Genomic DNA, 21,766 nt, shown 5'->3' with positions numbered 1-21,766 from the left:
GCAGGACCGCGAGAACTTTGTCTTGTGTGGCTTTCAGGACGATCATGTCAACCTCAGTGAATTAAGTGCGCATTTGTTTTGACGCGGCGGCGTCCGCAGGGCGGAGCGGACGCTCCCTCATGCCGCGTAAATTCCCCATTTTGCCGTGTGTGAGTGACATCCATGGGGGAGTTTTCATCAACCCTTGAGCGTTTGCTCCAGCACATGCAATTGCTGGTTCAGCTCGGTATTGGTCTGGCGCTCGCCTGCGATCTTGCGTACCGCGTGCAGCACCGTCGTATGGTCGCGGCCGCCAAACAGCTCGCCAATCTCGGGCAGGCTCTTTTGCGTCAGCTCCTTGGCCAGGTACATGGCAATCTGGCGCGGGCGGGCAATACTGGCCGGGCGCTTCTTGCTGTACATGTCTGCGACCTTGATCTTGTAGTAATCGGCCACCGTTTTCTGGATGTTTTCCACAGAAATTTGGCGGTTCTGAATACTGAGCAGATCGCGCAGCGCCTCGCGGGCCAGCTGAATCGACACTTCCTTCTGATTGAAGCGCGAATAAGCCAGAATTTTGCGCAGCGCGCCTTCCAGCTCGCGCACGTTGGAGCGCACGTTCTTGGCCACGAAGAAGGCGACTTCCTCGGGCATCTCGGCGTTCTCGGCGCGGGCCTTGTTGATCAGAATCGCCACGCGCATTTCCAGCTCAGGCGGCTCGATGGCGACCGTCAGGCCGGAATCGAAGCGCGAAACCAGACGCTCGTGAATATTGGCCAGACCCTTGGGATAGGTGTCCGACGTCATCACGATGTGGCTCTTCTTGGCCAGCAGGGCTTCAAAGGCGTTGAAGAATTCTTCCTGCGTGCGGTCTTTGTTGGCAAAAAACTGCACATCGTCGATCAGCAGCAGATCGAGCGAGTGGTAACGCTCTTTGAACTCATCAAAGGTGCGGCGCTGGTAGGCCTTGACCACATCCGACACAAATTGCTCTGCGTGGATATAGAGAATCTTGGCGTCTGGCTTGTCCTTGAGCAGCTGGTTACCCACAGCGTGCACCAAGTGGGTCTTACCCAGACCGACACCACCATAAATGAACAGCGGGTTGTACAGATGACCGGGCGAGCCTGCCACGTGCATGGCCGCCGAGCGAGCCATGCGGTTGGCCGTACCTTCCACCAGTGTCTCGAAGGTGAGAGCCGGGTTCAGGCGCGTGCGGAAAACTGGGGCGCTGGCTTCTTCATTCGTCACCGTAGGCACGGACACATTGTGCGCCTGAGGTGCCGACTGTTGTGAAGATGAAGGAGGGCGCACATAAGTACGCACAACGCTTTCTCGCTGAGCAAGTGCTAACTCAAGAGTAACTGGCTGGCCGTACAGCGACTCCAGCATGGCCGAGATGCGGCCTGCGTACTGGGCGCGGATCCAGTCCAGTTTGAAGCGGTTGGCCACATAGACGGTGACCTTGGAAAAATCTTCTGCAACTAGAGCGGTAAGCGGCTTGATCCAGGTGTTGAATTGCTGCTCGGGCATTTCCTGGCCCAGTTGCTCCACGCAGACCTGCCACAGGGCCTGGCCTGCATCATTGGTTGGTTCCTCTGTCATTGTCAAAAGTCTAATTGTGGATAGGAGGAACAGTTGCGGGGCTTGTATTGTAGCTTTTGCGGAAGTTATCCACAAAATATCAGAAGGCTATCCCCGGCTCCGGTGCGTGATAGGCTGCACATCCTAATAGATTGGCAGTCCGCTGTTTGTAAAGAATCTCTGACGCGGCCGCGTGCGGGCCGTAATGACCCGTGAGTCCATGGCGATTTCAAAGGTCATTGCATCAAAGGCCCAACACTGTGATAATCGCAGGTTTCCCTGAATGTGTTCAGGGTGATATGAACCGGGCGCCAATTTTTGTGCGCGCGCGCCCAGTGGCTTTTGCGCTGTGGCGAGTGCTTTGTACCGTTTATTTCCTGCAAGCCTGATGACATGCTCGACATGTGAAAAAATATCGGACTTGACGGTGAGAGTGTGCGGCGCAAAACCTGGATGGTCGGGCGCGGATATAGCGCCTTGCCGACGCAAATACTGAACCTTCTCAAGGAACCAACATGAAACGTACTTACCAACCTTCCAAGACTCGCCGCGCCCGTACCCACGGTTTCCTGGTTCGCATGAAGACCAAGGGTGGCCGTGCCGTGATCAACGCACGTCGCGCCAAGGGCCGCAAGCGTCTGGCCGTCTAAGGCCAGAGTTGGTTAGCGGTCTGCACCTTCGCTGCGCTGAAGGCCTCTGACTGGAGGTTCTCTTATGCAAAGGCTGAAAACGCGTCCGCAATTCCAGGCCACCATGTCCGCGGGCACGATTGCCCGCACGCCTCATTTCGCCTTGCACCGTATGGAGCTGGCGGCTGAGGTAGCGGAGATGGTTGCCAACCCCAAGACAGGGCCCGGATCGAATGATCCGCAGGCCCTGTTTGGCGTTGGTGCCGTACGAGAGCAGGCTTGGCTGGGCGCCATGGTGCCCAAGCGCTGGGCGAAACGCTCGGTCACGCGCCATACCATCAAGCGCCAGATTTATGCGGTGGCCACGGATTACGAGGCGGCTTTGTTGCGTGCTTCTTATGTGGTGCGACTGCGTTCGGGGTTTGACCGTAAGCAATTCGTCAGTGCAACTTCGGAGCTGCTCAGTGCAGCCGTTCGTCAGGAGTTGCAGCAGCTTTTTGCCTCGGCCGCACGCCGCCTGGCGCAGCCGCGTCAAGCGACTGAGGGTGAGACGGGTTTTAAGAAAATAAAGCCTCAAGCCCTTGATAATCAAGCGCAAGTAGCTACTGATTTGATAGTAAATCAGGCGGAGCACCAGCCATGATGCAGCGATTGCTCATGGCCTTGGTGCGTGGCTACAGGTTGCTGCTCAGCCCCTGGCTGGGCTCGGCCTGCCGCTTTGAGCCGACTTGCTCGGCTTATTCCCTTCAAGCGCTGGAGCAACACGGCGCTGCTGTAGGCTCTTATCTGACACTGTGCCGTCTGGCACGTTGTCATCCGTGGTGTGACGGAGGGCATGATCCCGTGCCACAGCAAAAGCCCAGGCTGTTTTCCTTTCTGGATAACGCTTCGGACTCTTCCGCGACCACCCAACCTTCCTCACCTAAGAAGTCTTCATGAACGATATTCGCCGCACCATACTGTGGGTGATATTTGGCTTTTCCATGGTTTTGCTCTGGGACAAGTGGCAAATCCATAACGGCAAAAAGCCCACTTTCTTCCCTTCGCCGCAAACCGTCAGTGCGCCTGCGGCTGATGACGCCAAGCCCGCTGATGTCAGCGTCCCTCAGGCGGCAGCTACCGGTTCTGCCGGTGATGTGCCCGGCACAGCCACGGCTGCTGGCGCTGCGGCTCAGCCTGCTGCGCCCGCAGCACCTCGCCAGAGCGTGACCGTGACCAGCGATGTGATGAGCCTGACCTTCGACAGCGAAGGCGGCACCATTAAGCATTCTGAGTTGCTCAAGTACTCCGACACCGTGGATGAGAAAAAGCTCATGCAGGTGTTTGAAGAGAACGCCAAGCGTGTGTACATGGGCCAGACGGGTCTGATCGGTGGCAATTTCCCCACCCACAAGACACCGATGACCGTGATGCCCGGCGCACGTGAACTCAAGGACGGCCAAGACAGCGTGCAAGTGCGCTTCGAGTCCGCCGACATGGGTGGCGTGAAGCTGATCAAGACCTTCACACTCAAGCGTGGCTCTTACGCTGTGGATGTGCAGCACGATGTGGTCAACACCGGCACTGCCGCTGTGAACCCCCAGCTGTACATGCAGCTGGTGCGTGATGGCAACAAGCCTGAGCACGAGTCCAGTTTCTACTCCACCTTCACGGGCCCAGCGGTTTACACCGAAGCCAAGAAGTACCATAAGGTTGAGTTTAAGGACATCGAGAACAACAAGGCTGAAGTCGATAAGTCCTCCACCAGCGGCTATGTGGCCATGGTGCAGCACTACTTCGCCAGCGCCTGGTTGCTGGCCGATGGCACACAGCGCGACAACTTCGTGCGCAAGGTGGGCGACAACCTGTACGCCGTGGGCATGATCACGCCCGTGGGTACGGTGGAACCCGGCCAGACCAAGAGCGTGAATTCGCGCCTGTTCTCCGGCCCTCAGATCGAGCCCATGCTGGAAAAGCTGTCGCCCGGTCTGGAACTGGTCAAGGACTATGGCTGGTTGACGATTCTGGCCAAGCCTCTGTACTGGTTGCTGTCTGAGCTGCATAGCTTCATCAACAACTGGGGCTGGTCTATCGTGGCGCTGGTGGTGCTGCTGAAGATCGCTTTCTACTGGTTGAACGCCAAGGCATACTCGTCGATGGCCAAGATGAAGGCTATCAACCCCAAGATTCAGGAAATGCGCGAGCGCCTGAAGGACAAGCCTCAGCAGATGCAGCAGGAGATGATGCGCATCTACCGCGAGGAGAAGGTCAACCCCATGGGTGGTTGCTTCCCCATCATCATTCAGATGCCTGTGTTCATGGCTCTGTACTGGGTGCTGCAATCCAGCGTTGAAATTCGCAACGCGCCTTGGATTGGCTGGATTCACGATCTGTCGATGCCTGACCCGTTCTTCATTCTGCCGCTGCTGATGACGCTGTCCTCGCTGCTGCAGACGGCTCTGAACCCCGCTCCTCCTGACCCCATGCAGGCCAAGATGATGTGGATCATGCCGCTGATGTTCAGCGTGATGTTCTTCTTCTTCCCCTCGGGTCTGGTGCTGTACTGGCTGACGAACAACATCTTGTCGATCGCTCAGCAGTGGATCATCAACAAGCGCATGGGCGTACCACCTCAGTTCAACCTGCCAAAGTTTGGCAAGGCTGCTGAAGGCAAGTAAGCCGAGCGCTGAAACAAAAAACCGCCATCCTTTCGGATGGCGGTTTTTTTATGGGTGCTTGATGGGAGAAAGAGAGCGCTTATTTGCCGATGCAGAAGCTGGAGAAGATCACACCCAGCAAATCATCAGAGCTGAACTCGCCGGTAATCGAGTTCAGCGAAATCTGGGCCAGGCGCAGCTCCTCGGCCAGCAAATCCAGGTGTGCAGCCTGTGCGGCCAGCTGCTCATCGGCCATCTCCAGATGGGCTTCTACGGCCTGCAGCGCTTCCACATGGCGGGCGCGGGCCAGGTACAGACCTTCGGGGGCAGATTGCCAGCCAGCGACTTCCAGCAGGCGCTTACGCAAAGCATCGAGACCATCGCCAGTGCGGGCAGACAGAGCAATCTGGCCCGAATCCGAAGCCAGCTGGGCCGTGTGGCGGGCCTGCACATCAGCCTGCGCCATATCGGTCTTGTTCCAGACATGGATGACGGGCACCAGTGCTGGCAGCTTTTGCTGCAGGGTAGCGGCAATCTCGGTATCGGCGGCGGCATAGTCGGCCTGCTCTACGCGGGTCAAGTCATGCAGGAACAGCACGGCATCGGCGGCTGTAATCTCGTCCCAGGCGCGGGCAATGCCAATGCGTTCCACCTCGTCGTCGCTGTCGCGCAGGCCTGCGGTGTCGATCACATGCAGGGGCACGCCCTCAATCTGAATGGTTTGCTGCACCTTGTCGCGCGTGGTGCCTGCAATCGGGGTGACGATGGCCAGCTCAGCCCCGGCCAAGGCATTGAGTAGCGAGCTTTTGCCTGCATTGGGCTGGCCGGCAATCACCACCTTGATACCTTCGCGCAGCAGCGCACCCTGATGGGCGCGGGCCAGCACGGCGGCAACCTGGGCGCGCAGGCGTTCGAGCTGGCCAAAGGCATCGGCTTTTTGCAGAAAGTCGATTTCTTCTTCGGGGAAGTCCAGCGTGGCTTCCACCAGCATGCGCAGATGCACCAGGGCATCACGCAGCACATGAATTTCTTGTGAAAAAGCGCCTGACAGCGAGCGGCTGGCGCTGCGCGCAGCGGCTTCGGTGCTGGCGTCGATCAGGTCGGCAATGGCTTCGGCCTGGGCCAGATCGATCTTGTCGTTGAGAAAAGCGCGCTCAGTAAATTCACCGGGCTGGGCTAGACGCAGGCCGTTCAGCACGGCCTTTCCATCGGCGTCAGCAGTCTGCGCAGCCTCAAGGCAGCGGGCCAGCAGCAGTTGCAGCACCACAGGGCCACCGTGGGCCTGCAGCTCCAGCACGTCTTCGCCGGTGTAGCTGTGCGGGCCAGGGAAGTAGATGGCCAGACCGTGATCGATGGGCGAGCCCGCTGCATCCTTGATGGGCAGATAGGTCGCTTCACGCGGCTTCAGGTCCTTGCCGCAGAGCACCTTGACCAGCGCCGCGATACTTTTGCCTGAAACCCGCACAATCCCCACGGCTCCGCGACCCGGCGCGGTGGCTATGGCTGCAATAGGGTCGTTGTGGCGGGGAAGCATGGGCGGACTTTCGATCGAGAGGAACAGCCGCGAATCATAGCCCTGCGGGTCCAACCATTGAGCTCTGTGGTGAGTACAGCTCTCTGCGCTCTGTAACAACAGAGGACTTTTCATACAATGGTCATCAAACCGATCCCCAAAAATGAATCAATCTGCCTTTGTGACGAAACTGGGTTGTGTACTGGCCTGGATACTGCTTTTTTCACCTCCATTTCTCATTCGTGCGAATGGAAAAGAGGTTGGATACACGCTTTTAGCGGCGATTTTCTTTTATCCGCTGGCGCAGTCCCGAAAAACTCTCGCTGTGTGTATTCCGCTGCTGATTTTTGTTGGCGCGGCCAATATTTTTCATGCCCAGTTTTTGGGCAACATGATTGATGAGTTCTCTGTCGCCACGTTATTACGCACGGAGGTGCATGAGGCCACCGAGTTTCTGGGCTTGATCAACCATCAAATGATTTTTGTGCTGCTGGGCTGGTTGGTGGCAAGCCTTGGGTGTAGCTACTTTCTCTTCAGGCATTGCGGCGTTGATCAGGCGGGTACTTTTCCGAATTGGAGGAAGAGGATGCTGATGGGTATCGGATTGCTTTGGAGCGGCTTCTTTGCTTATGGTGCCACTCAGCAATTCACAGTCAATGACTATGTGCACAAACTACGGAATATCTATCCCATGCACATGGTCAAGGCGGCCGTGCGCTATGCCGATTTGGAGAAAGAGGTCTTCTATCAGCCTAAATTGCCCACCAAGCCGGGCACAGCACAGGCGAACACATTAGTCGTAGTCATTGGTGAAAGTGCCAGCAGTCATCGCTGGTCTCTGCTGGGCTATCAAGCAGACGATACCAATCAGTCACTGCGCCAGATTTCTGGCTTGCGCACTTACAAGGTCATGGCCAATGGCCTCAATACTGCCCAGGCCTTGCCGTATATCTTGACGGGGCAGTCTGCCTTCGATAGCCAGAAAAATGCATCGCCTTCGTTTCTGGATTTGGCTCGGCATGCAGGATATAAGACTTTTGTCTTTTCCAATTCCAGATTCAATGACAAAAGCGAAGACCTTTATTCGCAGATATTGCGTCGCTCAGCGGATGTTTATGCGAAAGTCGGCAACGGGGCACATGATGAAGTTATGACGTCTTGGCTGGAAAAATCGCTGGCGGATGAGGCCCCTTATAAGCTGGTGGTTCTTCATACCTATGGCAGTCATCCAGATTTCACCAAGCGTTATCCTCGCTCCCTCTACTCAGGGGGGGATGGATACGACAACTCGATTCGTTACACCTCGGATCTGCTGGCCGACTGGATTCGCCTGGTGGATGCCGCATCCGCTGAGCCCAGCGCTCTAATTTATGTCTCTGACCATGGCTTGGGTGTCCCGCCCTGTGTGGACAGTCCGCGTCAGGGCAATGACCAGTCCGTTCTGGAAGTACCGCTCGCGTATTGGGGAAATGCGGCAATAAGGAGTACCCAGGTGGATGAGGGCACCGTTATCTCTGACAAGCCTATGGTGCACAGCACGACCCTGGCTCCAGAGATTTTGGTCACTGCTCAGGGCTACGATGTGAAGAAAGCAATGCCCCATTTGCAAGACAGTCGCAAGCTATATTTTGATGGGGTGCCTTATGCGGACATGTATCGCAATGACTTCTGCACGCCCTGAAGAGCAAGGCTGCTATGTGTGTATTAGTCACCTCAGTGTGACCTAGGGCGTTGTGCTGGAACCTCTTTTTTTTGATAGCGCTCAGCCTACAATCGAAAACCTGATTCCTTCATCTGCAGTGTGAAACTGGGCCGGGCCACGAGCCCATAGAGAGTCCTTACTGCGGATGCTTCAAATAGCGAGCTGGAGACCGTTGATGTCCGACACCAAGCCAATTACTTCGATCGACAAGCGTGCGCTGCTGCGTCAGGCCGCTCTGGAATATCACGAGTTCCCCAAGCCCGGCAAAGTGGCTATCTCGGCGACCAAGCCCATGGCCAATCAGCATGATCTGGCACTGGCTTACTCGCCCGGCGTGGCTGCACCTTGCGAAGAAATCGTCAAGGACCCTGCGGCGGCCTACAAGTACACCAGCCGTGGCAATCTGGTGGGTGTGATCTCTAACGGCACGGCTGTGCTGGGTCTGGGCGACATTGGCGCTCTGGCTTCCAAGCCCGTGATGGAAGGCAAGGGCGTTCTGTTCAAGAAGTTCGCCGGCGTCGATGTGTTCGACATCGAAATCGATGAAAAAGACCCGCAGAAGCTGGTTGAAGTCATCGCCGCGCTGGAGCCTACCTTTGGCGCCATCAACCTCGAAGACATCAAGGCACCTGAGTGCTTCTATGTCGAGCGCGAGCTGCGCAAGCGCATGAACATTCCCGTCTTCCACGACGACCAGCACGGCACAGCCATCACCGTGGCGGCTGCTATGGTCAACGCGTTGAAGGTTGCGGGCAAGAAGATCGAAGAGATCAAGCTGGTGTCTTCGGGCGCTGGCGCTGCGGCATTGGCTTGCCTGAACCTGCTGCTGGAAGTGGGCCTGAAGCGCGAAAACGTGTTTGTGACCGATATCGCTGGCGTGGTCTACGAAGGCCGTACCGAGCTGATGGATCCGGACAAGGCGCTGTTTGCCCAGAAGACCGAGCTGCGTACGCTGGGTGAAGTGATTGAAGGCGCTGACGCCTTCCTGGGTCTGTCGGCTGGCAATGTGCTCAAGCAGGACATGGTCAAGAAGATGGCGGCCAAGCCCATCATCTTTGCGCTGGCCAACCCCAACCCTGAAATCACACCCGAAGATGTGAAGGCCGTGCGTGACGATGCCATCATCGCCACCGGCCGCACGGACTACCCTAACCAGGTTAACAACGTCCTGTGCTTCCCTTACATCTTCCGCGGCGCGCTCGACTGCGGTGCGACCACCATCACCACCTCGATGGAAATTGCCTGCGTGTATGCCATCGCTGATCTGGCGCAGGCCGAGCAGTCCGAAGAAGTGGCCGCCGCCTATGTGGGTGAAGCCCTGAGCTTCGGCCCAGAGTACCTGATTCCCAAGCCTTTCGACCCACGCCTGATGCTGATCGTGGCTCCTGCCGTGGCCAAGGCTGCAGCAGAAGCCGGTGTTGCCAAGCGCCCTATCGAGGACATGGACGCTTACCGCGAGCACCTGAAGACCTTTGTCTACGCTTCGGGCACCATGATGAAGCCCATCGTCATGGCCGCCAAGAAGGCCGCCAAGAAGCGCGTGGCCTATGCGGAAGGCGAGGAAGAGCGCATCCTGCGTGCAGCCCAGATCGTGGTGGACGAGCGCATTGCACGTCCCACCTTGATCGGTCGCCCGAGCATCATTGCCCAGCGCATCGAGAAGTTCGGTCTGCGCCTGAAGGAAGGTCAGGACTACGACGTGGTCAACGTCGAGCATGACGAGCGCTACCGCGACTTCTGGAAGACCTACCACCGCATGACGGAGCGCAAGGGCATTACCGAGCCCATCGCCAAGATCGAAATGCGCCGCCGCCTGACGCTGATCGGCTCCATGCTGCTGCACAAGGGCGAGGTTGACGGCCTGATCTGCGGCACCTGGAACAACACCAATGTGCACCTGAACTACATCGATCAGGTCATCGGCAAGCGCAGCGGCGTGACCACCTATGCCTGCATGAACGGTCTGCTGCTGCCTGAGCGTCAGGTCTTCTTGGTCGACACCCATGTCAACTACGACCCGACTGCCGAGCAGCTGGCCGAGATCACCATCATGGCTGCAGAGGAAATGATGCGCTTTGGTATCAAGCCCAAGGCTGCGCTGCTGAGCCATTCCAACTTTGGCTCCAGCAACCAGCCTAGCGCCGTCAAGATGCGCCAGACCCTGGAGCTGCTGCGCGAGCAGGCCCCTTGGCTGGAAGTCGATGGCGAGATGCACGGCGACGTGGCTCTGGACGGCAAGGCCCGCGCCAAGCTCATGCCCAACAGCACGCTGCTGGGTGATGCCAACCTGCTGGTGCTGCCCAATATTGATGCAGCCAACATCAGCTACAACCTGCTCAAGCAGGCGGCTGGCGGCGGCATTGCGGTTGGCCCGGTCCTGCTGGGTGCCGCCCAGCCAGTGCACGTGCTGACTCCCAGCACCACGGTGCGCCGCATTGTGAACATGACGGCGCTGACCGTTGCAGATGCGAATGTGAGCCGCTAAGCGCTCTCAACAAAAAAGCCCGCAGCACTTAAAGGTGCTGCGGGCTTTTTGCATCTGAGCTTTGTTTACCAGGTGCGGGTGACGCCGGTATCAATGGTGCCAAACACCTCTACGCCGCTGGCGCTGCCAGAGCTGCTGGAAGAGCTTGGCATGGTGCCCGAGCAGGCGCTCAGCGCCATCGCAGCGACGGTTGCGGCCAGAGTTAGCCATTTGCGCATAGTGCACTCCTTGCCCGCAAGCAGCGCGGGCCATGCTTCATGGTAGCGCGTGGTTGATGCCCGCTGGCCAGAGACGGTTATGCATGAAATATGCCTATAGCGCTTTAATATCAAGCGCTTGTAGCTATGCTTTTTGATTACTCGGAGAGGTAAAGATCGGCCAGTCGCTCGCGGGCCGCGCGGTCCACACCCAGAGCTTGAGTCAGGTAGCTGTCCAGGTTGTCGTACTGGTTGCGAACGGTATCGACTGACGCCATCAAATAGGAAGGCTGCACGCGCCACAGTGCATCCAGCGCCTCTTCCGATATCTGGCCCAGCATGGAGGCCGGGGGGCGGCGAAAGAGCTGATTGGTCAGCAGGTAGTCATCCATGATCTGCTCCTCGTCCACACCCAGAGCGGTGAGCAGCAGGGCGGCAGCCCAGCCGGTACGGTCCTTGCCGGCGGTGCAGTGAAAGACCAGCGGCGCATCGCTGCTTTGCAGCAGAGTGAAGAACTCGGCAAAGCGCTGACCATAGACATTCACAAAGCTGCGGTAGGTGTCATGCATCAGCTCCACTGTGTCGCCTGCCGTCAGGTCCTGGCCTTTTTCAATCATGGACTGGGCGCGCTGCACCACGGTGGGCTCTACGGTCAGTGCATGGCGGCTGAGCTGTGGCCAGTTGTAGGCCAGATGTGCGCTTTCCCCCAGACCACGAAAGTCTGCGCTGCGGCTCACGCCCAGGGCTTTGAGCTGGTTCAGGTCATCTTGTGTCAGATGGGCCAGATGGGCCGAGCGGTACAGCTTGCGCCACTGCAAGTGGCGACCATCCAGGCCCTGGTAGCCGCCCAGGTCGCGAAAGTTGGATGCACCCTCCAGGGCAATGGGGCGGCTGAAGTGAGGGGCTTGCGCTTCAAGGCCGGTGGCCATGATCAGGTCATCGTTTGCATTCATACCAATGCTTATAGCGGATTGCCGCAAAAAAGGCATGTCTTTGGAGTTACCGGCGATGCGCAAGCCCCGAAAAAGTGCTGCAGGCTTTGCAGCACAGCGCTTTCATTTTCACGATGACGCATCGAATGCCGGCTTGGCCTCAACTTGGCTTTAAGCTGGGTGTTTTAAGCTCAGGCATACCATGGCGATAGAAAACGGGCTGGACGAGTCACTGCTTCTGGCCATTTATGCGGGCCCGCTAGAGGCCGATCCCTGGCATGGCTTTCTTCAGCGCTATCGCGAGCAGCTGAAGGCACTGGACCTGGGCATGAGCATCCGTATTCCCCAGCTGGGCCAGACCCTGGTGTGGCTGCATGACGGCGCCACTGATCCACGGCATATCGCGCAATATCGCCAGACGTATTTCCGGCAAGACCCTTGGCATACCCATCCAATGACGGCGGGCGATGTGACCACCATGGACAAGGTGATTACGCTGGACGTATTGCGCAGCACACCGTTTTTTCGCGAGTTCATGCATGAGCATGGTGCGCTGCATGGCATGCGGGCTGTGATCTGCAGCGACGAAGGGGGGCTGGCTTCTTTGCTGTGCGGGCGCAGCAAGGAGCAGGGCAATTTCACCGCCACCGACCTGGCGCAGTGCCGCGCCATGCTGCCGCATCTGCAGCAGGCGTTGCGCAGTTATCAGGCGCTGGTTCTGGCGCAACTGCAGGGCTTGCAATGGACGGGAGGCGGCTTGCAAAGTCTGCTGCTGGATGCCCAGGGCTATCTGCTGCCCCTGGCGCAGAGCCCACAAGTGCTGGCGCGCCTGCCTTTCATCAAGACCCATGAGAATCGAATTTTTGTGCAGGAAGTGGAAGCCAACAGTCAGTTGCAGCTGTTGATCGCACAGGGCCTGAAGGCTTTGTCGCTGCCCAAAAACCAGCCACGTACGCTGGGGCATATCGGCCTGGGAACAGGTGCGCGAGATGGTCGCAGCATCGCGGTGCAGTTGCTGCCGGAGATGCCATTGCTCAAAACGGCATCGCCCAGAATCAGGTTGCTGATCGGTGCGGGAGGTCAGACTGACGGCGGCTCTTCGAGTGCTATTGCGCAGGTCTTTGGGCTTTCGGCTGCGGAGGCTGAGGTGGCCTTGTTGCTGGTCTATGGCCACAGCCTGCGTTCAGCGGCGGAGGTGCTGGGTGTCAGCGAACACACCGTGCGTACGCAGACCAAAAAAATCTATGCCCGCACCGGCTGTTCTGGGCAGGTGCAATTGGTGCGCAACATACTCGGCAGTAGCGCTTTCACGGCCTGAATTCATACACCATACGGTGTATGAAATTTCCTTTGACTGTCTCTATAGTTTTTGTGAGTCACCGCAGCAAGGCGGCAGGCACACAGGAATTGAAGGAGCACAGCAATGATGATTCAGACATGGAAAACAGGGCTGGGCAGCTGGCCATCAAGAGCGCTGCTCAGTCTTATGGCGAGTGGCCTGATATCAGCGCAGGCACAGCCGCAGAAAGTGGCTCAGGGCCGTCAGGCTGCGACTGCAGGCAGTGCTGCTGCGCTGGTTGGAACCTGGAAGCTGCTCTCTGTCGAAACCCGCATGACCGATGGCAGCAGCCATGCGACGTTTGGTCAGAACCCCGAGGGTTACCTGATCTACGGCAGCGACGGGATGATGAGCGTGAACATGCAATGGGCGGGTCGCAAGCCTTTTGCATCGGGCATTGCCAGAGAGGCCAGCCAGGAAGAAAAAGCCTCGGTCTCCGATCTTTTTTCAGGCTACGCAGGGCGCTACGAAGTGCAGGAGGCAGACAGCACGGTGATTCACCATATCGAGGTCTCCTCTTTTCCCAACTGGAATGGCGTGCAGCAGCCGCGCATCTACCAGATCGATGGTGACCAGCTGACCTTGTACAACAAGCTACCCATTGCGAACAGCATTTCCTATCTGGTCTGGAGGCGCGTGAAATGACAGATACGGAGCGATTCAACCGCCAGTTGCGCGTTGTCATCATCGGTGCTGGCATGTCTGGAATTCTGGCGGCCATCAAGCTGCGCGAAGCGGGCTACCGGCATGTGGCCATCTATGAAAAAGCGGGCCGCATAGGCGGTACCTGGCGCGACAACAGCTATCCGGGGCTTAGCTGTGATGTGCCGGCACACGCCTATACCTACTCGTTTGCACCCAATGCGGAATGGAGTCGGCATATGGCTCCGGGCCCGGAAATTCAGGCCTATTTCGAGCACATGGTGAAGCAGCACGATCTTGCATCCTGTATTCACTTCAACAAGGAAGTGACGGCCTGCGAATGGCTGGGTGATGCATGGCGGCTGGGCACCTGTGATGGCGGGTTTGAAGAGGCCGATGTGGTCATTGCGGCTACCGGTGTGTTGCACCACCCAAAGTATCCGCAGCTGCAGGGGCTGCAGAAGTTTGAGGGCGACTGCTTTCACAGCGCGCGCTGGGACCACGGTGCGGCGCTGGATGGCAAGCGCATCGGCGTGATTGGCAATGGCTCGACAGGGGCTCAGCTGATCTCGGCGCTGGCCGGGCGTGCGGCCAAGCTCACCCACTTTCAGCGCACTGCACAGTGGATTCTTCCGGTGGAAAACCCCGCTTTCACGGAAGCGCAGAAACAGGCGTTGAGGGATGATCCAGCGCTGCTCAAGCAAGCCCAGGCCAGCGAGTCTTACCTGGCGATCGTGGACCATTTCACGCGGGCGGTGATTGACGCCAACTCCCCCGAGCTGGCTCATCTGCAGACGGCCGTGGAAGAGAACCTGGAGCGCAGCATTACAGACCCCGTGCTTCGTGAAAAGCTCAGGCCCCAGTACCGCGCGGCCTGCAAGCGGCTGATTGTTTCGCCGGACTACTACCAGGCCATACAGCACCCACAGGTCGCCTTAGTCAACGATGGCATCGAGTGTGTGGAGCCAGGGGGTATTCGCACCCGCGACGGTGTGCTGCATGAACTGGATGTGCTGGTGATGGCCACAGGTTTTCACGCAGATCGATTTGTGCGTGACATGAATGTGGTGGGCAGCAATGGTCAGGTGCTCAACGAGGTATGGGCTGAGCGGCCTTTTGCCTATCTGGCCATGTCGGTTCCGGGTTTTCCGAACTTCTTCATGCTCAACGGCCCTTCCGGGCCAGTCGGGAATTTCTCGCTCATTGATGTGGCCGAAGCACAGTGGAACTACATCGCCCAACTACTGGAGCCATTGCGCGAGGGGCGCTATCAGCAAATCAGTGTCGGGCAGGAGGCCATGGATGACTACGAGGTCTCGCGCATAGAGGCTGCCAGAAACACGGTCTGGGCATCGGGCTGCAGCAGCTGGTATCTGGATGCCCAGGGCATTCCCGCCACCTGGCCCTGGAGTTATGCGCATTTCCGCGAAGTCATGACCACCCCAGACTTTGCGCATTTCGACTGCGCATGATCCATAAAAAAAACCGTGCAGCCAGAAGCTGCACGGTTTTTTTTTGCGGGTGCCAGCGGTGATCAGCTAACGTGCTTGCCCACGATGCCGGCCAGTTCAAACATATTGACCTGATCCTTGCCAAACACAGGCTTGAGCTTGGCGTCGGCATTGATGACGCGCTTGTCCTTGGCGTCTTGCAGGCTGTTGGCCTTGATGTAGTCCCACAGCTTTTTGATGACTTCGGGGCGCGAAGTGGCTGCGTCGCCAATCACGGCTGCCAAGTCGGCGCTGGGCTGCAGCGTGGCGCTGACGGTGCGGGGCTTTTTGACCGCAGGGGTCTTGGCGGCAGCCGTTTTCGTGGCAGTTTTTGTAGCGACTTTTTTGGCTGCAGCGCCCGTCTTCTTTGCGGCTGCAGCTGTTGTTTTGGTAGCAGCTGCACCAGCCGTTTTGCGCGCCGGGTACTTGCTCTCGCGCTGCTCGAACTCGAAGTTCACCTTGCCCGCAGCACCGTCCCACGCCAGGAAGGCCTTGAAGTTGCGGCGTGTGCGGTTGGAGACAAACTTCTCCAGCAGATCGGTCTTTCCGGTCTGCAGCAGCTTGGTCATCTGCTCGCGCTCTATGGGCTGCTGCAGGATGATCTGGCCGCTCTTGAAGTCGCAGCTAGGCGTGGCCTGATCCAGCGTAGGCACGGCCTTGGAGCAGACGTAGTTGGCACCATGCTCGAAGACGGGCGAGCCGCACTTGGGGCAGGGGCCTAAGGACTGCTGGCTGGCAAAGTCCACGATCTCGCCGGTGTCCTCGGAGTCCTTGTCGTCGCCGAAGTCGAACTCCAGCTTGTAGTTCTTGGCTTCTTCGTCGTGCACGATGGCCACTTCGGCCGTGAAGGGCCAGCCCGCCTTGGAGCGGAAGCCTTCCAGAGGGCCAATGCGGCGCTCGCGCAGCAACTGCTCAGCCTCGGCTGTTTCAAACGTACGGCCAGCGGGCGACTTGGTGAACGAGAAGCCGCACCCCTCGCTGGCACCTGTGGCACCCGTGCAGGCGTAGCGGCGGTAGTTTTCCTTGACCACGCCGCCGCAGTTGGGGCAGGGCGTGGCCAGCGTGGCGTAGTCACCGGGGATGGTGTCGCGGTCGTATTCCTTGGCCTTTTTGACCAGTTTCTCGGTCATGGCCTTGATCTGCTGCATGAAGGCTTCACGCGACAGCTCGCCCTTTTCCATCTGCGACAGCTTGTATTCCCACTCGCCGGTCAGGTCGGCGCGGCACAGCTCTTCCACTTCCAGGCCGCGCAGCAGTGTCATCAGCTGGAAGGCCTTAGCCGTGGGGATCATTTCGCGGCCTTCGCGCAGCATGTACTTTTCAGTAATCAGGCCTTCGATGATGGAAGCGCGCGTGGCTGGCGTGCCCAGGCCCTTTTCTTGCATGGCGCTGCGCAGCTCTTCGTCATCGATCTGCTTGCCGGCGCTTTCCATGGCACCCAGCAGAGTCGCTTCAGAGTAGCGGGCGGGGGGCTTGGTTTTCAGGGCCTTCACATCGGCGTGGTCGGTGCGGGGCTGCTCGCCTGGTTGCACGGCCACCAGGGGCTGGCCCTTGTCGCCTTCCTTGGCGTCTTCCACTTCTGCAGCGGCTTCTTTGCCGTAAATGGCCAGCCAGCCCGGCTTGACCAGCACTTTGCCTTCGGTCTTGAAGGAGTGCTGCTCCACCTTGCTGATGCGGGTGGTGACCTGGTATTCAGCGCTGGGGAAGAACACGGCCATGAAGCGGCGCACGACCAGGTCGTACAGCTTCTGTTCGGCCTCAGACAGGCCGCTAGGCGCCTGCAGCGTGGGGATGATGGCAAAGTGATCCGACACCTTGCTGTTGTCAAACACGCGCTTGGTGGGGCGGATGTAGTTGTCGTTGATGGCCTGCTGGGCAAACGGCGCCAGATGGCGCATGCCGCTGGTAGCCAGCATGTCGAAGGTCTGCTTGGCGACCGGCAGATAGTCTTCAGGCAAGGCGCGCGAATCGGTACGTGGGTAGGTCAGAGCCTTGTGGCGCTCGTACAGGCTCTGGGCCAGTGCGAGAGTTGTCTTGGCCGAGAAACCGAACTTGCCGTTGGCTTCGCGCTGCAGGCTGGTCAGGTCAAACAGCAGGGGCGAGGCTTGCGATGTGGGCTTGCTCTCTTCTGTCACTGTGGCGGGCTTGCCCTGCACGGCGGCGGAGATGGCATCGGCCTCGGCCTTGTTCCACAGGCGGTCGGCACGGCTTTCAGCATCGTCGCTCTTCTTCCACTGCGGGTTGAACCACTTGCCCAGGTAGGAGCCGGCCTGCGCGTTGAATGTGCCGTGCACTTCCCAGTAGTCGCGGCTGACGAACTTGCGGATTTTTTCTTCGCGCTCCACCACCAGCGACAGCGTTGGCGTCTGCACGCGACCCACGGTGGTCAGGAAGAAGCCGCCGTCACGCGAGTTGAAGGCCGTCATGGCACTGGTGCCATTGATGCCCACCAGCCAGTCGGCTTCAGAGCGGCTGCGCGCGGCGCTGGCCAGGCCCTGCATCTGTGCATCGCTGCGCAGGTTGTTGAAGCCGTCACGAATGGCTTGAGGCGTCATCGACTGCAGCCACAGGCGCTGCACGGGCTTGCCCAGGCCGCCCTTGGCACCACCGGCGTATTGCTCGATCAGGCGGAAGATCAGCTCACCTTCGCGGCCCGCGTCACAGGCGTTGATGAGCTGGGTGACGTCTTTGCGCTTGGCCTGCTTGACCACGGCGTTCAGGCGGGTCTTGGTCTTGTCCACGGGCTTCAAGTCAAAGCGCGGGGGGATGACCGGCAGGTTGGCAAAACTCCATTTGCCGCGCTTGACGTCAAATTCCTCGGGCGCCTGAATCTCAACCAGGTGGCCGACCGCGCTGGTCACCACATAGTTGTCGGATTCGAAATAGTCATCGTGTTTCTCGAACTTGCCTGCCACAGGGGTCAGCGCACGGACGATGTCCTGTGCGACAGAAGGCTTTTCTGCAATCACCAGGGTTTTATTCATTGTGTGTTCTCGTCGTCATTAACCACCTGAGTCTGAACATGTGCTCAGGCTCATACAATTCGCTTCTCACGCGCGCGTACGCGCACATGTGTGCATATTCAAAGTATCAGAGAAAACATGCCCCGCACATCCTTGGCACCATCAACAGGCCGCCGTATACAGGCCAGACGCTCCGGCGTGCACGGCAAAGGCATTTTCGCCGTGCAGGATATTGCGGAGGGCGAAACCATTATTGAGTATGTGGGAGAGGTCATTGACTGGCAGCAGGCCCAGGACCGTCACCCGCATGACCCCAGCCAGCCCAATCACACCTTTTATTTTCAGGTCGATGATGAACGTGTGATTGACGCCACGCACAAGGGCAATTCCGCACGCTGGATCAACCACAGCTGCGCGCCCAATTGCTATACCGACGAGATTGATGGCCGTGTCTACATCGTGGCGCTGCGCAATATTGCGGCGGGCGAGGAGCTGAACTACGACTACGGCCTGATGGTTGAAGAGCGTTACACCGCCAAGCTCAAGGCCGAATACGCCTGCTATTGCGGTGCAGCCGACTGCCGGGGCACCATGCTGGCGCCCAAGCGGGGCTGGCGTCCGCCGATGCCGGGGGACCGGTAAACACCCCCTGAGCGGCTTTGCCGCTTCCCCCCTCTCTCTTCGGGCGGGGGACGATGCCTTCGCCGCGAGGCGGCTCTTGCTCGGCATCCCTTACGTAGGATGCGCCAGTTTTTAGATTTGGATAGAAGAATGACTCAGCCGATTCACTGGAATGCCGAAGCTTTGTGGGAGGCGATTGCGCCGCAGCTGCCGGGCTTTACGGTCGAGGTGCTGCCCAGCATCGACTCCTCCAACACCGAACTCATGCGCCGTGCGCGCGATGGGCTGACGGATCCGGTACTCCTGATTGCAGAGCAGCAAACGCAAGGCCGCGGGCGACTGGGGCGCAATTGGGTCAGTGGTGTGGGCGATTCGCTGATGTTTTCTCTGGGTCTGCCACTGGCACCCAGGGACTGGTCCGGCCTGTCGCTGGCTGTGGGCGTGAGCGTGGCCGAGAGCCTGCAGCCCCATCTGCCCGCTGCAGGGCGTGCGCCCAAGATTGGCATCAAATGGCCTAACGATCTGTGGCTGGAAGGCGACCGCAAGCTGGCCGGCATTCTGATTGAGACCGCCAGTTTTGTCGGCACCCACCAGCACGATATGAGCGCGCCGCGCTATGTGGTGATTGGCATTGGCATCAACGTGCGTCCGCGCCCCGGCGACGGCATGCGCACGGCCCCGGCTTGTTTGCAGGAGCTGGATATGGCGCTGGACGCCCCCACGGCACTGGCTTGCATATTGCCGGCGCTGGTGGCCGAGGTGCAGGCCTTTGCCCAGCACGGCTTTGCGCCCTTGCTGCCCCGCTTTGCCCAGCGCGACCTGCTGGCGGGCCGAGAGGTGAATCTGAGCGACGGCACCAGCGGCATGGCCGAAGGCGTGGCGGCAGATGGTGGCTTCATGGTGCGCACAGCCACGGGCCTGCAGGCGGTGACCAGTTCTGAAATCAGCGTGCGCCCGGCTAGCAGCCCGCTGCAAAAATAAGACGGCATTCGAGGGAGATTTATGCTGAGAATCATTTTCTTGCTGCTGCTGCTGGGTAACGCGGGCTACTACATGTGGAGCCACGGCTATCTGGCCAGCATGGGGTTGGCGCCGGAAGTGCAGTCCGAGCCGCAGCGTGCGCAAGAGCAGATCAAGCCCGATGCGCTGGTGCTGCCAAAGCAGGATGCCCCGCAGGACAAGGGCAGCGAGCCTGCCGAATCTGCACCGCAAGAAGCCGAGCCGCCGGCGGTGGACGACAGCGCACCAGCCCCCAAGCCAGAGCCTGAGCACGAAGCCAAACCCGAGGCCAAAGACGCCAAGGCCGAGGCAGCTGCTTTAGCGGCCAAGGAGGCGAAGGAAGCCAAAGAGGCTAAAGAAGCGAAAGAGTTGAAAGAAGCCAAGGCCGCGAAGGAGCCCGAGACCTGCTATCAGGCCGGTAATATTGAAGAAAATCAGGCCGACAGCATTCGCCGCGCGCTGGCCAGCAAAGCCAAGGGCGACTGGGAGCTGGTGCCAAGCCACCAGAATGGCCGCTGGATGGTCTACATGGGCAAGTTCCCAGATGCCGAGTTTCTGGACCGCAAGCGCGGCGAGCTGCGCCTGATGAACATCGACTTTGACCGCGCAGGTGGCAATCTGGAGCCCGGCCTGTCGCTGGGCCGCTTCTCCACAGAAGAAGCGGCACAGCGCCAGCTGGGCATCTTTACGCGCCAGGGCGTGCGCACCGCGCGCGTGGTGCAGGAGCGCCCCGAGGTGACCACCTATGCGCTGCGCCTGCCCAAGGCCACGGCCAGCTTCAAGAACGATGTGGCGCTGCTGGCGGGCAAGAACCTGCTGCCCAGAGCTTTGCAGGCTTGTTCAAAGTAATTTTTGATAGCTGCCAGCGCAAAAAAGGCCTGCATCTGCAGGCCTTTTTGTTGTCAAAAGCAGTTGCGACGAGCGCAAGCAGCTCCTGTTTTTAATCCATCTGAATATTGGCGGCGGCTGCCAGCTTCTTCATCTTGGCCACTTCGCTGGCGATCTGCTTGGTGAAGTCGGCGCTCGATGTGCCCGAGGGGTACAGGCCCTGATCAGCCATGCGCTGCTTGACGGCTGGGTCCTTGAGTGCAGCGATGATGGCCTTTTGCACGCGATCCACTTGCGCGGCGGGCGTGTTCTTGGGGGCTACCAGACCGAACCAGGATGGCTCGTTCAGGTCGGGGTGACCGGCTTGTGCATAGGTCTGCACATCGGGCAGCACATCCAGGCGTTCATGCCAGGAAACGGCCAGCGCACGCACCTTGCCCGACTTGATGTGAGGCAGAGAAGAGTTCACCTGGTCGAAATACACAGGCACTTGGCCGCCCAGCACGTCGTTGATGGCCGGAGCGGAACCACGGTAGGGGATGTGGTGCATCTCGGTGCCTGTGCTCTTGAGGAACTGAGCGCCCCACATGTGACCGATGGTGCCGTTGCCAGGCGTGGCATAGGACACCTTGCCGGGGTTGGCCTTCAGGTAGGCCACGAATTCGGCAAAGGTCTTCACAGGGATCAGCTTGGGGTTGATCACCAGCACGCCGGGTGCCTTGACGATCTCGGTTACACCGACGAAGTCTTTGATCGCGTCGTAGGGCAGCTTCTTGAACACGGCAGGGTTCACGCCGTGGGTGGACAGGGTGGCGATGCCGAAGGTCACGCCGTCGGTGGTGCGGGCCACTTCGGCCATGCCGATGGAGCCGCCTGCGCCGGCCTTGTTTTCAATCACCACGGGCTGGCCGCCTAGCAGCTTGATCAGCACGTCCTGCATGTTGCGGGGCACCATGTCGGTAGGGCCGCCGGCAGGGAAAGGCACGACGATGCGCAGTGGGCGTGAGGCCTCCTGCGCCATGCTCAGGCCGGAGAAAGAAGAGGCGATGGCCGCAGCGGTGGCGGAGCAGATGAAGTGGCGACGTTGCATGAAAAATGTTCCCAGGATCCGATGATTCCAAATTGGCCGCATCCGAAGAGCGCTAGCGCTGACTCACGGTGCGACCTATAGTGGAATTCATTCTAGGGTAACTGTCTGGTTACGGAATACGCAATTTCCGCTACTCA

At 59.1% G+C, this 21,766-nt stretch carries 18 protein-coding genes; 12 read left to right on the top strand and 6 right to left on the bottom strand.

Annotated features, from left to right (window positions below; translation table 11 throughout):
• Window positions 1-177 precede the first annotated feature (177 nt).
• Complete coding sequence (dnaA, locus tag RSF91_RS05280) at window positions 178-1,584, bottom strand: chromosomal replication initiator protein DnaA (RefSeq protein ID WP_332567424.1); 1,407 nt, start codon at window positions 1,582-1,584, stop codon at window positions 178-180.
• A gap of 494 nt (window positions 1,585-2,078) precedes the next feature.
• Between dnaA and rpmH the strand changes: the two genes are divergently transcribed.
• The 4 genes from rpmH (at window position 2,079) to yidC (ending at window position 4,849) form a co-directional block, all read left to right on the top strand.
• Window positions 2,079-2,213 carry a 50S ribosomal protein L34 gene (gene rpmH, locus RSF91_RS05275; protein ID WP_012207856.1) on the top strand — a complete coding sequence of 45 codons (135 nt, stop codon included), beginning with the start codon at window positions 2,079-2,081 and terminating at the stop codon, window positions 2,211-2,213.
• 64 nt (window positions 2,214-2,277) lie between these two features.
• Complete coding sequence (locus RSF91_RS05270; RefSeq protein WP_332567423.1) at window positions 2,278-2,835, top strand: ribonuclease P protein component; 558 nt, start codon at window positions 2,278-2,280, stop codon at window positions 2,833-2,835.
• Window positions 2,832-3,131, top strand: a complete 300-nt coding sequence (yidD, locus tag RSF91_RS05265; protein WP_169106476.1) for a membrane protein insertion efficiency factor YidD — start codon at window positions 2,832-2,834, stop codon at window positions 3,129-3,131. The genes RSF91_RS05270 and yidD overlap by 4 nt, the downstream gene beginning before the upstream one ends.
• Window positions 3,128-4,849 carry a membrane protein insertase YidC gene (yidC, locus tag RSF91_RS05260; protein ID WP_332567422.1) on the top strand — a complete coding sequence of 574 codons (1,722 nt, stop codon included), beginning with the start codon at window positions 3,128-3,130 and terminating at the stop codon, window positions 4,847-4,849. Before yidD ends, yidC begins: the two co-directional genes overlap by 4 nt.
• Window positions 4,850-4,928: 79 nt before the next feature.
• On the opposite strand, the gene mnmE is transcribed toward yidC, so the two are convergent.
• Window positions 4,929-6,362, bottom strand: coding sequence for a tRNA uridine-5-carboxymethylaminomethyl(34) synthesis GTPase MnmE (gene mnmE / locus RSF91_RS05255; RefSeq protein ID WP_332567421.1), 1,434 nt, complete (start codon window positions 6,360-6,362; stop codon window positions 4,929-4,931).
• A gap of 142 nt (window positions 6,363-6,504) precedes the next feature.
• Here mnmE and RSF91_RS05250 point away from each other — a divergent pair, with 142 nt between their 5' ends.
• Window positions 6,505-8,022 (top strand): sulfatase-like hydrolase/transferase, encoded by a 1,518-nt coding sequence (locus tag RSF91_RS05250; protein WP_332567420.1) that lies wholly within the window; start codon window positions 6,505-6,507, stop codon window positions 8,020-8,022.
• Window positions 8,023-8,218: 196 nt separating this feature from the next.
• The gene (locus tag RSF91_RS05245) at window positions 8,219-10,528 is read left to right on the top strand and encodes an NADP-dependent malic enzyme (RefSeq protein WP_332567419.1); all 2,310 of its coding nucleotides are present in this window, start codon (window positions 8,219-8,221) and stop codon (window positions 10,526-10,528) included.
• 65 nt (window positions 10,529-10,593) lie between these two features.
• Here RSF91_RS05245 and RSF91_RS05240 read toward each other — a convergent pair whose 3' ends face one another.
• The gene (locus tag RSF91_RS05240) at window positions 10,594-10,746 is read right to left on the bottom strand and encodes a hypothetical protein (protein ID WP_332567418.1); all 153 of its coding nucleotides are present in this window, start codon (window positions 10,744-10,746) and stop codon (window positions 10,594-10,596) included.
• A gap of 137 nt (window positions 10,747-10,883) precedes the next feature.
• On the bottom strand, window positions 10,884-11,678 hold the full coding sequence (locus RSF91_RS05235; RefSeq protein ID WP_332567417.1) for a tyrosine-protein phosphatase: 795 nt from the start codon (window positions 11,676-11,678) through the stop codon (window positions 10,884-10,886).
• A 181-nt stretch (window positions 11,679-11,859) separates the two neighbouring features.
• Between RSF91_RS05235 and RSF91_RS05230 the strand changes: the two genes are divergently transcribed.
• From RSF91_RS05230 to RSF91_RS05220, 3 genes are all read left to right on the top strand, one after another.
• Window positions 11,860-12,975 (top strand): helix-turn-helix transcriptional regulator, encoded by a 1,116-nt coding sequence (locus tag RSF91_RS05230; protein WP_332567416.1) that lies wholly within the window; start codon window positions 11,860-11,862, stop codon window positions 12,973-12,975.
• Between the two features lie 105 nt (window positions 12,976-13,080).
• Window positions 13,081-13,641, top strand: coding sequence for a lipocalin-like domain-containing protein (locus RSF91_RS05225; protein ID WP_332567415.1), 561 nt, complete (start codon window positions 13,081-13,083; stop codon window positions 13,639-13,641).
• Complete coding sequence (locus RSF91_RS05220) at window positions 13,638-15,110, top strand: flavin-containing monooxygenase (RefSeq protein WP_332567414.1); 1,473 nt, start codon at window positions 13,638-13,640, stop codon at window positions 15,108-15,110. Before RSF91_RS05225 ends, RSF91_RS05220 begins: the two co-directional genes overlap by 4 nt.
• Window positions 15,111-15,172: 62 nt before the next feature.
• Here RSF91_RS05220 and RSF91_RS05215 read toward each other — a convergent pair whose 3' ends face one another.
• A complete protein-coding gene (locus RSF91_RS05215; RefSeq protein WP_332567413.1) occupies window positions 15,173-18,112 on the bottom strand; it encodes a DNA topoisomerase III in 2,940 nt (979 codons plus the stop codon).
• Between the two features lie 117 nt (window positions 18,113-18,229).
• On the opposite strand from RSF91_RS05215, the gene RSF91_RS05210 reads away from it, so the two are divergent.
• The 3 genes from RSF91_RS05210 (at window position 18,230) to RSF91_RS05200 (ending at window position 20,560) form a co-directional block, all read left to right on the top strand.
• Window positions 18,230-18,733: an SET domain-containing protein gene (locus RSF91_RS05210; protein ID WP_332567412.1), complete on the top strand. Its 504-nt coding sequence runs from the start codon at window positions 18,230-18,232 to the stop codon at window positions 18,731-18,733.
• A 129-nt stretch (window positions 18,734-18,862) separates the two neighbouring features.
• Complete coding sequence (locus RSF91_RS05205) at window positions 18,863-19,693, top strand: biotin--[acetyl-CoA-carboxylase] ligase (protein WP_332567411.1); 831 nt, start codon at window positions 18,863-18,865, stop codon at window positions 19,691-19,693.
• 21 nt (window positions 19,694-19,714) lie between these two features.
• Window positions 19,715-20,560 carry an SPOR domain-containing protein gene (locus RSF91_RS05200; RefSeq protein WP_332567410.1) on the top strand — a complete coding sequence of 282 codons (846 nt, stop codon included), beginning with the start codon at window positions 19,715-19,717 and terminating at the stop codon, window positions 20,558-20,560.
• 91 nt (window positions 20,561-20,651) lie between these two features.
• Here RSF91_RS05200 and RSF91_RS05195 read toward each other — a convergent pair whose 3' ends face one another.
• Window positions 20,652-21,629, bottom strand: a complete 978-nt coding sequence (locus RSF91_RS05195) for a tripartite tricarboxylate transporter substrate binding protein BugE (RefSeq protein WP_332567409.1) — start codon at window positions 21,627-21,629, stop codon at window positions 20,652-20,654.
• Between the last annotated feature and the right edge of the window lie 137 nt (window positions 21,630-21,766).

Origin of the sequence: Comamonas sp. (assembly GCF_036643215.1) — a bacterium.
Classification (GTDB): domain Bacteria; phylum Pseudomonadota; class Gammaproteobacteria; order Burkholderiales; family Burkholderiaceae_C; genus Comamonas.
Note: the sequence above shows the minus strand (reverse complement) of the source record. Positions and strands in the feature narration are given on the sequence as shown.